13 protein-coding genes, 1 tRNA gene and 2 pseudogenes are annotated in these 13,841 nt (G+C 34.9%); 10 read left to right on the plus strand and 6 right to left on the minus strand.

Annotated elements, in window-relative coordinates:
- Positions 1–101: 101 nt before the first annotated feature.
- Positions 102–602, minus strand: coding sequence for a hypothetical protein (locus SFT90_06805; protein MDX1950190.1), 501 nt, complete (start codon positions 600–602; stop codon positions 102–104).
- A gap of 169 nt (positions 603–771) precedes the next feature.
- Positions 772–848 (minus strand) — tRNA-Met (locus SFT90_06810).
- A 169-nt stretch (positions 849–1,017) separates the two neighbouring features.
- Between SFT90_06810 and SFT90_06815 the strand changes: the two genes are divergently transcribed.
- The 3 genes and pseudogenes from SFT90_06815 (at position 1,018) to SFT90_06825 (ending at position 3,487) form a co-directional block, all read left to right on the plus strand.
- On the plus strand, positions 1,018–1,719 hold the full coding sequence (locus SFT90_06815; GenBank protein ID MDX1950191.1) for a hypothetical protein: 702 nt from the start codon (positions 1,018–1,020) through the stop codon (positions 1,717–1,719).
- 185 nt (positions 1,720–1,904) lie between these two features.
- Positions 1,905–3,323: pseudogene (gene acnA, locus SFT90_06820) on the plus strand (aconitate hydratase AcnA).
- Positions 3,324–3,334: 11 nt separating this feature from the next.
- Positions 3,335–3,487: a hypothetical protein gene (locus tag SFT90_06825; GenBank protein ID MDX1950192.1), complete on the plus strand. Its 153-nt coding sequence runs from the start codon at positions 3,335–3,337 to the stop codon at positions 3,485–3,487.
- Between the two features lie 14 nt (positions 3,488–3,501).
- On the opposite strand, the gene SFT90_06830 is transcribed toward SFT90_06825, so the two are convergent.
- Entirely contained in the window at positions 3,502–4,110 is a 609-nt protein-coding gene (locus SFT90_06830; protein MDX1950193.1) for a CarD family transcriptional regulator, read from the minus strand.
- Positions 4,111–4,280: 170 nt separating this feature from the next.
- On the opposite strand from SFT90_06830, the gene modA reads away from it, so the two are divergent.
- From modA to SFT90_06855, 5 genes are all read left to right on the plus strand, one after another.
- Positions 4,281–5,123 (plus strand): molybdate ABC transporter substrate-binding protein, encoded by an 843-nt coding sequence (modA, locus tag SFT90_06835; protein ID MDX1950194.1) that lies wholly within the window; start codon positions 4,281–4,283, stop codon positions 5,121–5,123.
- A gap of 122 nt (positions 5,124–5,245) precedes the next feature.
- Entirely contained in the window at positions 5,246–5,812 is a 567-nt protein-coding gene (petA, locus tag SFT90_06840) for a ubiquinol-cytochrome c reductase iron-sulfur subunit (protein MDX1950195.1), read from the plus strand.
- Positions 5,813–5,884: 72 nt separating this feature from the next.
- Positions 5,885–7,174, plus strand: coding sequence for a cytochrome b N-terminal domain-containing protein (locus SFT90_06845; protein ID MDX1950196.1), 1,290 nt, complete (start codon positions 5,885–5,887; stop codon positions 7,172–7,174).
- 182 nt (positions 7,175–7,356) lie between these two features.
- Positions 7,357–8,133, plus strand: a complete 777-nt coding sequence (locus SFT90_06850; GenBank protein MDX1950197.1) for a cytochrome c1 — start codon at positions 7,357–7,359, stop codon at positions 8,131–8,133.
- Between the two features lie 97 nt (positions 8,134–8,230).
- On the plus strand, positions 8,231–8,515 hold the full coding sequence (locus tag SFT90_06855) for a hypothetical protein (protein ID MDX1950198.1): 285 nt from the start codon (positions 8,231–8,233) through the stop codon (positions 8,513–8,515).
- A 3-nt stretch (positions 8,516–8,518) separates the two neighbouring features.
- Here the strand turns inward: SFT90_06855 and ccmA are convergent, their stop codons facing one another.
- On the minus strand, positions 8,519–9,157 hold the full coding sequence (gene ccmA / locus SFT90_06860; GenBank protein ID MDX1950199.1) for a heme ABC exporter ATP-binding protein CcmA: 639 nt from the start codon (positions 9,155–9,157) through the stop codon (positions 8,519–8,521).
- 93 nt (positions 9,158–9,250) lie between these two features.
- Here ccmA and SFT90_06865 point away from each other — a divergent pair.
- Positions 9,251–10,432, plus strand: a pseudogene (locus tag SFT90_06865) (aconitase family protein).
- A gap of 51 nt (positions 10,433–10,483) precedes the next feature.
- Here the strand turns inward: SFT90_06865 and SFT90_06870 are convergent.
- A complete protein-coding gene (locus SFT90_06870) occupies positions 10,484–12,652 on the minus strand; it encodes a PAS domain-containing sensor histidine kinase (GenBank protein MDX1950200.1) in 2,169 nt (722 codons plus the stop codon).
- A 226-nt stretch (positions 12,653–12,878) separates the two neighbouring features.
- Here SFT90_06870 and SFT90_06875 point away from each other — a divergent pair, with 226 nt between their 5' ends.
- Positions 12,879–13,634 (plus strand): inositol monophosphatase family protein, encoded by a 756-nt coding sequence (locus tag SFT90_06875; GenBank protein ID MDX1950201.1) that lies wholly within the window; start codon positions 12,879–12,881, stop codon positions 13,632–13,634.
- Here SFT90_06875 and SFT90_06880 read toward each other — a convergent pair.
- Positions 13,635–13,841 (minus strand): iron-sulfur cluster assembly accessory protein (locus SFT90_06880; protein ID MDX1950202.1); only part of this gene is annotated, 207 nt, incomplete at its 5' end. It abuts the gene before it with no gap.

Genomic DNA, 13,841 nt, shown 5'->3' on the forward strand with positions numbered 1-13,841 from the left:
GTAATGCTCCAAAAGGTTATATGCAGGGAATAAGATATACAAATATTGAGAAGCTTAAAAAGGCAAAAACTCTAACTGATTTATAGGGTTTTTAACTTAAGCTATTGGTGCTCCAATTGTGAAATATATTGTTTTACTTTAGACATATCTAAGCCATTAGACTCAGAAAATTTTATCAAATCATCTTCTATTTCGCGCTGGAGCTTATGTGCATCATTGGCTATATTTGCCAGTCGTTTCAACAACAAATCTTTTCCTGTTGGCGCATAAAAATCATCAATACTTTTGTGAACTAACCAATTCCTATCATCAAGAAAAGCCTTTAAGGCGTCTTGCAATTCACCTTGATATATATTGTGTTTCTTAGCTTCGGTAATAGCTTTACCAAGTGTTAACGAACGGCGCTTTTTTAATAGCTCATCAGCTTCATTTTTAGATACATTTTTAGGATGTCCAACATCAGCTTTCAAAGTAATAGACATGCTCAAGCACTCCTCCATTACTTGAATGTTTAATAGAGCCTGTCCCATCATAGTAAAGAGAATAAACTCTCCCTGTGATGCTGGTTTACCCCTAAATGTAGAATTTACTTTTTTAACCATTAGGCGCTTTCTGCTGGATATTTTCCAAACCATACAAGAAGTGAAAATAATTTAACACTCAAAATTCCATTCACCCACAAACAGGCACCAGGCAGGCACCGAGGAAAAGGCATAAAAAAAGCGCCTTGATGGCGCGCGGGAATTAAATATATAAATCAATGGATTAGTCTGGTTGCGGGGGCTGGATTCGAACCAACGACCTTCAGGTTATGAGCCTGACGAGCTACCGGGCTGCTCTACCCCGCGATAAGGATTGCATATGGCTAATCAGAAAGCGAACTCTAAGAAAAGTTGATGATGTTTAATACTAATTTCAAACTTAATCAAGTATTAAAATTTCTAAACCTACAAAATTACTTGCCTTAAAAATATTTGAATATTTAGATTAGAATTATGAATTAAAAATTCAATAAAAATGAATATAAACAAACAAATTGGCGTTGCGTTAATAATTCTTTCAATGGCAATGGCTGGTTATAACAGCTTGAAAGTTGCCCCAAAGCTTATTAGCTTTTATTTCGGCGAAGAAACAAGAGGCAAAATAATTTGTAAAAAATCTTCTAGAAAAATAAATCTTGAAGACATAGAAAGCTACTCTGTTGAGTATCAATTTTTTACCCCCATAAAACAGGAATTTGGCTCATCTGATGTATGGGAAAGTTACTACAACTCAAATAGAATAGGTGATGAAGTAACCATTAAATATTATAAAGATTTGCCGTTTTTTAATGTTATATTGGAAGAGTTTGAAAACCCATATAAAAAATACTTTTCAATCGGTTTAATTATAGCGAATATAGCATTGATTATATTTAGCTTTTACTATTACACCAAGTATTCAAACTTAGAAAAAAAGAAAAAAATAATCAGAAAAAATGGCTCAATTACAATCGGTAAAATAGACGAAATTGAAGAATATACAGAAATTAATAATAAAAAATTTTTCAAAATTCATTACTCTTTTGATGATATTCTTGGCACTCACTTCATAGGTGAGGAAACTCAAAATGAGATTGAAGCCAACAAGCTTAAAGCTGGTGATGAGGTTAAAGTTTATTACGATAGCAACAACCCGCAAATTTCAACTTACGAAAGGATAGTTTCTAAATTCAATTAGCGTTAGAAATGTTGTATTTTTATTTTTAGTCTAAAAAGTTTGGCAAAAACCAATCTTATCATCAAAAAATATTACTAAAATAATTTAGCTAGTTTAGTGTAACTATCTCAAAAACCTAAAAGACAAACCAAACAAAAAAGAGGTATTAAATGTCTGAGAATCTTATAAAATCAGTAAAATGTGGTGATTATAATCTTAAAGATGGTGATGTGGTTATTGCAGCAATTACCTCCTGCACAAACACTTCCAACCCTTATGTAATGGTCGCAGCAGGCTTGGTTGCCAAAAAGGCAAACGAATTAGGATTACAAGCAAAGCCTTGGGTTAAAACCTCTCTTGCACCTGGTTCTCAGGTGGTTTCAGAATATTTAGATAAATCTGGTTTGCAAAAAGAGCTTGATAAAATCGGCTTCAATGTAGTTGGCTATGGTTGCACAACTTGCATCGGAAATTCAGGCCCTTTACTGCCAGAAATTGAGCAAACTATTAAAGATAATAACCTGCTGGTTGCTTCAGTTCTTTCTGGAAATAGAAATTTTGAAGGCAGGGTTCATCAGCTAGTTAAGGCGAATTATCTAATGTCTCCGCCGCTAGTGGTAGCTTTTTCAATCGCTGGAAGTGTTAATATAAACCTTTCAAAAGATGTAATTTCTGAAGTCAATGGTAAGAAAATTTACCTCAAAGATATTTGGCCAAGTGAGGCGGAAATCAACGAAGTGGTAGAAAGTGTAATCACCGCCAAAATGTTCAAAGAAAAATATTCTTCAGTTTTTCTTGGCACAAAAGAATGGCAAGATATTAAAATTGAAGGCGGACAAACTTACGCTTGGGATAATTCTACCTATATTAATAATCCACCTTATTTTGAGGGAATGTCTAAGAGCTTTTCAGATAAAGCAAGCAATATTAGCAATGCAAAAATTTTGGCTTTATTTGGGGATTCTATTACCACTGATCACATTTCTCCAGCGGGAAATATTGCATCAACTTCGCCAGCAGCAAAGTTTTTAGAAACGCAAGGCGTAACTAAAAAAGATTTCAACTCTTATGGCGCAAGAAGGGGGAATCACGAAATTATGATGCGTGGAACTTTTGCAAATATCCGTATAAAAAATGAGATGATAGGAGGCGCTGAGGGCGGTAATACCATTTATAATGGCGAAAATATTAGCATTTATGATGCTGCGATGAATTATAAAAAATCAAATACGCCACTTGTGATTTTTGCTGGTAAAGATTATGGAATGGGCTCTTCAAGAGATTGGGCGGCGAAAGGAACATATCTACTAGGCGTAAAAGCTGTAATTGCTGAAAGTTTTGAGAGAATCCATCGCTCCAATCTAGTTGGAATGGGCGTTTTACCTCTAGAATTTACTAATAGTGAAACTAGAAAATCTCTTGGCTTAACTGGTTTTGAACAAATTAATATTTCTGGCTTAGAAAATGGCATCACGCCAAAAATGAAGCTCCGCCTTGACATAACAAGGCAAGATGGCACTAAAAAATCCACAGAAGTTCTTTGTAGAATTGATACTCTTAACGAAGTTGACTATTACCTCAACGGCGGAATCCTGCATAAAGTAGTTAGAGATTTAGCTGCCTAAAAAATATTTTTATGTTACTAGTAAAGTTAAGAACTATAGTTATTTTAGCCTTTGTTTCATCAATGTTATCAAGTTGCTTTGGACTTGCACTTTTTGGAGCAGGTGCAGGTGCAGGCTACATAATTTCAAATGAAAGAAACAAAGGTTCTAAAAAAACTAATTAAACATTCTAGATTAATTAAGCCGCTATAGAATCTTCATTCTCCGATTCATCATCATTATCAGCTTCTAATGATTCAAGTTCAGCAGCTCTTTTTGCAGCTTCCTGTGCCTTTTTGATGAAGTAAGGGTTTTTCTCATTCATAGTTTTAACTAGATAAACAGATGCCTCATCAAGATCAATTTTTCTAACCGCAGAAACCTCACGAGATAGCCTTTCAAGCGCATTTTCATAGATAATTCTTTCGCTGTATGAACGCTCTGGATCATCAACATTTTTGTGTAAATCTCTAACAACTTCCGCAACTGAAATTATGTTGCCAGAATTTATTTTTGTTTCATATTCTTTTGCTCTTCTACTCCACATACCTCTGCTAGATTTTGGCCTTTCAAGAAGAGTTTTACTAACTTTTTGCATTTCATTAGTGCCAGATAAAGCTCTTAAACCTGATTTCTCTGCTCTCGCAACTGGAATTCTTAGAATCATTTTCTCTTTTTCAAATTCAATCACATAGGTTTTTATTTCATATTCACCAACCTTCTGGGTTTCAACGCCTCTAATTTCACCTACACCATGAGAAGGATAAACAACTTTAGCACCTTGTTTGAACTTTAATATTGTTGACATATATATTCTAAATGATTTTAGTTGATAAAAAAATTTGAGAGAGCTAAAAATCAATTTTTAAGAACCAAATTTTAGCACAAACATTTCTTAACCGCTACAAGGCAGTTCTAACTTGCTTGTGAAGCATATATACCACAAAATTAGCCTAAAATAAACTTAAAATTTTACTGATGCTGAAGAAAAATAAAAACACTCTTATAAATCAATTGCTTATACTGATATTATTTTTATTCCTTCTTTTTCCGATTAACTCATATGCTATTAAACAAAAAAAGGCTTTTGATAGAGGTTTGATAGTTTTAGCACCCGCTTCAATGACGCACGCCCTTCACGAAATATTGCAGAAATTCAGTAGAAAAATGAATATTTCTGTTAGTGCCAGCTATGATTCAACCTCTGAATTAACTCAAATTATTGAAGATGGTGATGCCGCAAATATATTCATTTCAGAAGATAAAGTGGCTATAAAAGATTTACAGCAAAAAGGCTTACTAAATGTTTTTAGTATCAAGGAAATAGCAACAGATGAGCTTGTTTTAGTAGTTCCAAAAAATAGTTTTTTACTAAAAAAAATCTCTAAGTTTGAAAATAATTTAGATAAAATAAATTTTATTGTAAAATCTTCACTTATTGCAATTTCTGACCCTGAGCTTGACGCCATTGGAAGGCTTGCAAAACAAAGTTTTAGCAATCTAAACTTATGGCAAGAAATTGAGAAAAAACTTATAAAAACTAACAACTCTAGAGCCTCACTTTACCTAACCACAAACGCAAATACACCTTCAATTGTTTATCTTAGCGAGGCTAAAAATAATTCTGAAGTTAGAATTATATCTAAATTACCTAGCTCTAGCTATGATAAAATTTCTTACCAAATTGCAATTGTTGCTGATATTTCATCCGCTACAACCATGAATGACTCCGAAGATTTTATAGAATTTATGTCCAAACCAAATGTAAAAAAAGTCCTTATAAAAAATGGCTTTCAAACAACTAAACAAAAAAAGGATTAGGATTTTCTGTAGATAATTAAAATTTAGTTGCAGAACAAATGCAAATTGTCTAAAGAATGTCAGAATATTTTTTTGAACTATTAAAAATTTTTATGGTGCAAGACTACAAAAATAATTGCAATATGGGCTGTGGTTGTTCAGGTCAAATCGGTGATGAATATGAAGATATGGATAATGTAGAACTTAAAGACCAATCTAAGCGTGATTTTATGGTTCTAGCAGCCTCAGCAACAGCTGGAATTGGTGCTGCTTGTGCTATTACCCCTTTTATTGGCTCAATGAATCCAGCCGCTGATACCCTTGCTGTTTCAACTACTGAGGTTGATATTTCTGCAGTTAATAAGGGTGAAACAAAACGCGTAATGTGGCAAGGCAAGCCGGTTTTTATCAAACGCAGAACTGATGAGGAAGTTGAACTTGCTCGCAAAGATGATGGAAAGCCAATGCCAGACCCTCAAACTGACGCTGATAGAGTTAAAAAAGGTAAAGAAGAATGGTTAATAGTTATTGGAGTATGCACACATTTAGGTTGCATTCCTAGCAATTCAACAGGTAAAGATGCTTGGTTCTGCCCTTGTCATGGCTCACACTATGATCAATCAGGAAGAATTAGAAAAGGCCCTGCACCTAAAAACTTAGTTGTTCCGCCTTATGAATTTGTAAATGATACAACTATTAAGATAGGATAGATTTATAGGGCTTAGGGGTTGGGGCTTAGCTCTTTTTAACCCCTAAGCCCTAACCCCCAACTATTAAATATTATGTTCACAAAAACTTTAGATATAGCATTAGATTGGTTTGAAAAAAGGCTTCCAGTAAGAACTTTCTTGAAGCACCAAGGGGAATATGAAACGCCTCGAAACCTCTCTTACGCATGGAATTTCGGCTCTTTAGCTGGCGTTGCATTGATGATTCAAATTATTACAGGTATTTTTCTTGCAATGAATTATACTGCTCATGTTGATTACGCCTTTGATTCTGTTGAAAGAATTATGAGAGATGTTCCTTATGGTTGGCTAATTCGCTATGTTCATGCGGTTGGAGCATCAATGTTTTTCTTAGTAACTTATTGTCATATAATCCGAGGCTTATATTACGGCTCTTACAAAGCCCCTCGCGAAGTTTTATGGTGGTTCGGCATAATTATTTTCTTAACAATGATGGCTACAGCTTTTATGGGCTATGTTCTTCCTTGGGGGCAGATGAGCTTTTGGGGGGCAACCGTTATAACCGGCTTATTTACTGCTTTTGATTATGTTATAAATGGCTTAGGAACTGGCGTTCAAACTCTTCTCCTAGGTGGCTTTTCCGTTGATAACCCTACTCTAAACCGCTTTTATGCATTACATTTCTTACTTCCATTCGTGATTTTTGGTTTGGTTGCAATACACGTTATAGCCCTTCATACTCACGGCTCAAACAACCCAACTGGCTTGGATGTTAAGAGTAAAAGAGATGTTATTCCTTTCCACCCTTACTACACAATAAAAGATTTCTTTGGTTTTGGTGTGTTTTTTATAATCTTTTTTGGCTTTGTATTTTTTGCACCGAATTATCTTGGTCACCCTGATAATTATATCCCTGCTGATCCTCTTGTAACCCCTCCTCATATTGTTCCAGAGTGGTATTTCTTGCCCTTTTATGCGATACTTCGTGCGGTTCCAGATATAGCAATTCCATTCACTGGTATAGTTTTAATGAACTCAAAACTTGCTGGCGTGCTTGCTATGTTTGGCTCTATCCTGATTCTTTTTGCATTGCCTTGGCTTGATAAGCACCCAATTAGAAGCGGTAAATATCGCCCTATTTTCAAAATAGCATTTTGGGTTTTTGTTATTAACGGCATTTTACTTGGTTATATTGGTGGTTCGCCAGCTGATGGTTCAACATTTGGCATATCAAATGTTATAGTTGGCAGAATATGTACATTATACTATTTTGGATATTTTGTAGCTATACTTCCAATCCTCAGTAAAATTGAGAAAAACAAAGCTCTACCTGAATCAATTTATGCTTACACTAAAGATAAATATGGTGAAGGTGTGAAGTAGGCTTTAAATATTCCCTCCCCTGTTTACGGGGGAGGGTTAGGGTGGGGGCAATACTGAAGCCTGAACTCTGAAACCTTAAGTCAGAGTTTTGTGCTTTTTGGCTTCTGATTAGCCCCCCTCTTAATCTCCCCCCGCAAGCAGGGGGAGAGAAAAATGAATCAAATAATTACAATATAAAAACAATGATTAAAAAAATTTTTCAAATATCATTATTATCAATTTTGTTAATCTATGCTGAAAATTCTTATTCAGCAGGTGATGCAAAGCAACCTATTAAGCAAAAATGGAGCTTTGATGGCGTTTTTGGTAAATTTGACAAACCCTCAATTCAAAGGGGCTTTCAAGTTTATAAAGAAGTTTGCTCAGCTTGCCACGGCGTTAGCAGAATTGCCTTTAGAAACCTTATGGAAGTTGGCTTTACTGAGGCTGAAGTTAAAGCCTTAGCCTCAACTTACAATGTTACTGATGGGCCAAATGAAGATGGCGAAATGTTTGAAAGACCAGCTAGACCATCAGATAAAATTCCATCTCCTTTCAAAAACAAGCAAGCTGCCGTTGCCGCAAATGGTGCTTACCCGCCTGATCTATCTTTGATTATTAAAGCTCGCCATGATGGTGCAAATTACTTGTTTTCGCTTCTCACTGGCTACCAACCTAATGAAAAAGCACCTAAAAAGTTAATTATTCCTGAAGGAAAATATTATAACCCTTATTTTGCAGGTGGTGCTATAACAATGTCTCCACCTCTAACTTCTGAAGGTCAAGTTACTTACCAAGATGGAACACCTGCTTCAGTTGAGCAAATGGCAAAGGATGTTGTGAACTTCCTGCAATGGGCTTCTGAGCCAGAAATGGAACATAGAAAATCAATGGGAGTTAAGGTTCTTATTTTCTTAGGTTTCTTCACTTGGTTTTTCTGGGTTGCTAAACGCCGTATCTGGCAAAGAATCGGGCAATAATTAATTTTTATTTAAGGATATTTTTTTCATTGCTATTCTTATTAATTAAGATAAAATATTATTAATTTAAGGTTAATTTTAATATTATTTTATTATTATGAAAGCTAGATTAACATTAGCCATTATTTCAATAGTTCTATTTAGTTTTGATGCTAATTCACAAGCCCTAAATTGCTCGGGTATTGAACAAAAACAGCCTAGGCTCGCAGATTGCTCACAAAGCAGAAATAGTGAATTATGCAACCTCACTAATGATTACAAAATCGCTGATGCAAACCTTCTGCATGCTAGAAAAGTTTTAAGATGCGAATTTAGAAATTCAGTGAAAGAGTTAAAAAACAATTCACAATCTTCTCGTAACTCACAAAATAGCAATAATTAAAACCTATAAATTTATCTCCACACCAAAAGGGAGTTTAACTTCTTGATGTGCTGTTAGAATAACCATACCACCCCTATCACAAAAAGAAGCGATAAGATTTTGTAGCTTGGAAGAAATATTCTCGTCTAAATTTGCGAAAGGCTCATCTAAAATCCAGAGTTTAGATTTTTTCAAAATTAACCTAGCTAGTGCAACTCTTTTCTGCCAACCAGCTGAAAGTTTACTACATTCAGTATCAAGAAAATCCTCAAGCTCAAAATATTTAATCGCAGGCAGAATCCCTTCTTTTAGATTATAAATCTCCGCCCAAAAGTTTAGATTTTCTCTAACCGATAACAATTGATCAACAGCCAAATTATGCCCTATATAACTTATATTTTGTTGATACTTTTGATAATCTTCCGAGATTTCAAATACTGAAGCCCCCTCTATCTCTGGGTGAGAAGTAGAGCTAAAATCATAATAAACAAAACCATTTTTAGGAACAATCAAACCTGCCAATATCTTCAATAAAGTAGTTTTACCAGAACCATTCGCCCCCTTAATCACAAGGCAACCACCTTCAAACATAGTATAACCATCATCTTCTAAAATCGCCCTTTCTCCGTAAGAATATGTGATATTTTGGAAACTTAAGAACATAAGATAAAAAACCATTAAAGATTAGGCGATATATGAATTTCAAGTTGTTAAAATTACTTTATTATCAAATAAATTAATTTATCAAAATCGTCTATGAAAAATAGTTTCAATTCTCTCAAATCGTTAAAGATAAATGGTAAGGAATATAATTACTTTTCCATTCCAGAGGCTGAAAAAGCAACTGGTTTGGATTTTTCTCGCCTACCCTATTCGCTTAAAGTTTTGCTGGAAAATATACTCCGCACGGAAGATGGAATTGCCGTTAACAAGGAAGATGTAACAGCTTTTGGCGATTGGCTCAAAAATAATGGAAAATCAAATCACGAGATTGCTTTTTCACCAGCTCGCGTTCTAATGCAGGATTTTACTGGCGTTCCCGCAGTTGTAGATTTAGCCGCAATGCGAGATGCGATAAAAAAACTCGGTGGCAACCCTGAGAAAATTAATCCACTAATTCCAGTAGATTTGGTGATTGATCACTCTGTAATGGTTGATAAATATGCAACTTCTTCTTCTCTCAAAGAAAATGTTGCCCTTGAGATGGAGAGGAATATTGAACGATATAAATTCTTAAAATGGGGGCAGAAAGCTCTTTCAAACTTTCGTGTAGTGCCACCCGGAACTGGCATTTGCCATCAAGTAAATTTGGAATATCTTGCACAAGTTGTATGGACTGGTGAAAAAAATGGCAAGGTTTTTGCCTATCCTGATTCATTAGTTGGAACTGACTCTCATACAACAATGATAAATGGTTTAGCGGTGTTAGGCTGGGGTGTTGGCGGTATTGAGGCGGAAGCAGCAATGCTTGGTCAGCCAATCTCAATGCTAATTCCAGAAGTTATTGGCTTTGAGATTTCCGGTAAATTAAAGGCTGGCGTTACCGCAACTGATTTAGTTTTAACGGTTACGCAAATGCTTCGTAAAAAAGGCGTAGTGAATAAGTTCGTTGAGTTTTTTGGTGAGGGTCTCGCAAATATGCCACTTGCAGATAGGGCAACTATTGCAAATATGGCGCCTGAATATGGTGCAACTATGGGCTTTTTCCCAATTGATGCGGAAACTATAAGATACCTAAAAAATACAAGCCGTTCTGAAGAAACTATTGCACTTACTGAGCAATATGCAAAAGCACAGAATATGTGGTGCGATAAAAACTCCCCTGCCCCAATATTTACAGATATTCTAAAACTTGATTTAGCAAGCGTTGAGCCATCAGTTGCAGGGCCAAAACGTCCTCAAGATAGAATTAGTGTTGAAAATGTTCAAACCGAATTCTTAAAATTTTTGAAGGAAAGCAGGGGTTAATACTAGCCCAGCAATCTGCCATCAGATTGGCATTACGATTCTGACTTTTGCACCTAATATAACTCCATTTTCATCAAGCATATTTGAAAGTTCTATTGAGCCAGAATGATCATCAATGATTTTTTTAACAATAGCAAGCCCAAGCCCTGTACCTTTTTCACGCGTTGTAACATAAGGCTCAGTAATTCTATTTAACAACTCAGGGTTAAAACCTTTGCCATTATCAGTGATTTCAATTTCAGCATTTTTATTCGCCACTAAAGAGATAGAAATTCTTGGGGCTTCCCCCTCTTTACTGACTCCGTTTTCTTTCAAAGATTCTCCAGCATTTTTGAGAGTATTAAGTAAAACCCTTGAAATTTGCTCTTTATCAAAATCAAAAGTTATTTCCCTATCAGGAATATTAAGATTATATTCAATTTCAGAATTAACCACTTTTTCTGAGAAAACCGCCTCTTTTATTACTTCACAAATATTATTTTTAAGCATTATAGGTTCAGGCATTCTTGCGAAATCTGAAAATTCTTTTACAATCCTCTCAATATTTTCTGAGTGCCTAATTATAGTATCAATATAGCGATTAAAATTCTCTTTATCTTCTTCTGCGATAAGCTTTCCAAATTTATTTCTGATGCGTTCCGCTGAGAGATTTATTGGCGTTAGAGGGTTTTTAATTTCATGAGCAATCCTTCTTGCAACATCGCTCCAAGCTGCCATTCTTTGAGCATTTACCAGTTTTGAAATATTATCTATTGTGATAATATAACCCTCAACTTGACGGGAATTTTCCTCAGTTACAATTCTTATGAGAAGATTTTGGATAACTCCATCGCGCTTAATATCAATCTGCTGTTGAAAAATTTTCTCCTCAAATTCACGCAATTTAGAAAAATAAAGCGTTATTTCAGGGAAGATATCCGCAATATATCTGCCACTTACAGAATGCTCATCAACCTTCAAAATATCGGCAACTGACTTATTAAAAATACGAATCCTTTTATGCTCATCAAGTGCAATAATGCCAGAATTTACACCCGAAAAAACCGCTTCAATCAACCTTCTACGCTGATCAATTTGGCGGTTCACTTCAACAAGTTGCAGTTGATTTTTTTGCAGATTTCCTGTCATTCGGTTGAATGCTTTGAAAAGCGTTGTAACTTCATCATTATTTGCCCTATCTTCCAAGCGAACCGTTAAATCGCCTGATTGCACACGCTCAGTTGCCTTGATAAGTTTGTGAATAGGGGAAACAAGTTTATACGCAAAAATTAAGCCAATCCAGATTGCTGATAAAACTAAAATCGTTGAAACCCCTATAAAAGCGAGAATAAATTGCAGTTGCAAATTATCTGCGTTTTGCCGAACGGAATTATATTCAAATGCGGAGTCCTTAGTTTGCTTAGTGTATTCAAGCACTTTCGGATCAATTTTTCTACTTACAAGCAAGTAAGTATCATTAAAACCTTTGAGTTTAATTAGCACTTTTACTTTGTCATCATCTTCAGTTGTAAGAACAATTTCACCATTATCAGCTCTTGCGATTGATTCAGAATTTATCGCGTCAAAATCAATTAAATAAGGGATAGTGCCATCAGAATGTGCCAAAATATCTTCCTTACGAAAAACTATCACATCTGAGAGATTCCGCCAATTTGCTTGTGCCGTTAGATAGGTTTGAAAATCCTTTTTATTCTCAACTAATTCATTTGCAAAACGCGTTATATCTCGCGACATTGAATAGGAATCTGCCTTGATATTCTCCGAATGTTCCTTCAAATAAGCCTCCGCCACTTTGACGGAATTATTAAGCGTTTCGCTGATTTTTTCATCAAACCAACCTCTCATTCCAAATAGGAAAAACGAAACCGCAAAACTCGCCGTAATAAGCGATGGAATAATTGTAAGCAGAGTAAATAGAACAACAACCTTCTTTTGCATTCGTGAGCCAGTGCCGTTTTCAATCGCTCGCCTTCTGATTTGCTGAATTTTTTTGCCTATTAATATAATCAAAATTATCGCAATAGAGGCATTCACAACAATTATTAATTGCGTAAGCTGAATATCATATTGATAGCTTTGAAAACTCTCAGAAAACAAATTATACATCAACGCAGAGGCAGAAATCAAAAGCAAAACTATTATTGCAACCAATGATTTTAACGAGAAAATTTTTCTAAATATATTTTTCATTAATGTTTTTTGAATTTTTCATAGCTTTCTTGTCACCCCGCTTCAGGCAGTAACAGCTGCCTTCAGTATTGCGGGGTTAATTAAAAAGCTCGCTCTAATAATAAAATAAGAATACTCTCAACAATTAACCCCGTGACAAGCACGGGGTGACATAAAAAGGTAATTCTAAAATTTGACATTAGCGAAAATTATAAAATAATAAACAAAATCACTCTTAAATTCAAAAATGAACTATAATATTTACAAAAAATTCTTTGAAGTAACACTTAAAAACGCTGGAATTATAGCCTTAAGATATTTCAGGAATCAGCCAAAAAGTAACTCCAAACAAGATGGCTCAATCGTTACAATCGCTGATGAAAATATTGAGAAATTTATCACAACACAAATTAAAAAAAACTATCCAACGCACGCAATATTTGGTGAGGAATTTTCTAGCGATGCAAAAAATTTATCTGAGGAATTTTGTTTCGTGATTGACCCAATTGATGGAACATCAAGTTTCGCAAGTGGCAGGCCGATGTGGGGCATTCTGCTTGGGCTTATGCACAAAGGTAAACCAGTTTTAGGTGCAATTTATAACCCATTCACTGAAGAATTATGGCTTGGAATTAAAGGGCAGAAAAATTATAAATCTTATTATAATAATAAATTAATTTCATCAAAAAGAAGTAATAAAAACCCTAATCAAACTAATATTATCGCAACAACTTCACCTGATTTGCTTGATGCAAAAGGTAAAAAACTCTTTGAGGAAATTGCAAAAAATCTTAATGCAAAAAAAGTTTATGGCGGGGATTGTTATAATTATGGCCTACTTGCGAATGGCTATCTTACAGCAACTTTTGAGCAGAATTTGAAGCCTTATGATTATATACCCCTTCTTCCAATTCTCTGGGGTGCAGGCATAAAAACTTTAGATGAAAATGGCAGCGAGATAAAGGATTTTACTAAAGAAGTTTCAATTTATTGCCGATATTAGCTACACCGAAAAGCTATTGCCACAACCGCAAGATGATGATGCGTTGGGGTTTTTAATCTCAAAATTAGAGGCTGTAAGAGTTTCTACAAAATCAAACTGAGAGCCTTCAAGCATAGAAAGTGAGGTTTCATCAATCGCAATTTTCACATTTTCTGTGCCGAAAATTTTATCGTCAGGGTTGAGATTCCTATCAAAATCAAATTTATA

The organism is Rickettsiales bacterium, from assembly GCA_033762595.1.
Taxonomy (GTDB): domain Bacteria; phylum Pseudomonadota; class Alphaproteobacteria; order Rickettsiales; family UBA8987; genus JANPLD01.

Coding starts and splice junctions, on each gene's coding strand:
- petA (MDX1950195.1), top strand. CDS start 5,246: ATGGGCTGTGGTTGTTCAGGTCAAATCGGTGATGAATATGAAGATATG.
- ccmA (MDX1950199.1), bottom strand. CDS start 9,157: ATGTTCTTAAGTTTCCAAAATATCACATATTCTTACGGAGAAAGGGCG.
- SFT90_06845 (MDX1950196.1), top strand. CDS start 5,885: ATGTTCACAAAAACTTTAGATATAGCATTAGATTGGTTTGAAAAAAGG.
- SFT90_06870 (MDX1950200.1), bottom strand. CDS start 12,652: ATGAAAAATATATTTAGAAAAATTTTCTCGTTAAAATCATTGGTTGCA.
- SFT90_06830 (MDX1950193.1), bottom strand. CDS start 4,110: ATGTCAACAATATTAAAGTTCAAACAAGGTGCTAAAGTTGTTTATCCT.
- SFT90_06805 (MDX1950190.1), bottom strand. CDS start 602: ATGGTTAAAAAAGTAAATTCTACATTTAGGGGTAAACCAGCATCACAG.
- SFT90_06855 (MDX1950198.1), top strand. CDS start 8,231: ATGAAAGCTAGATTAACATTAGCCATTATTTCAATAGTTCTATTTAGT.
- SFT90_06815 (MDX1950191.1), top strand. CDS start 1,018: ATGAATATAAACAAACAAATTGGCGTTGCGTTAATAATTCTTTCAATG.
- SFT90_06875 (MDX1950201.1), top strand. CDS start 12,879: ATGAACTATAATATTTACAAAAAATTCTTTGAAGTAACACTTAAAAAC.
- modA (MDX1950194.1), top strand. CDS start 4,281: ATGCTGAAGAAAAATAAAAACACTCTTATAAATCAATTGCTTATACTG.
- SFT90_06825 (MDX1950192.1), top strand. CDS start 3,335: ATGTTACTAGTAAAGTTAAGAACTATAGTTATTTTAGCCTTTGTTTCA.
- SFT90_06850 (MDX1950197.1), top strand. CDS start 7,357: ATGATTAAAAAAATTTTTCAAATATCATTATTATCAATTTTGTTAATC.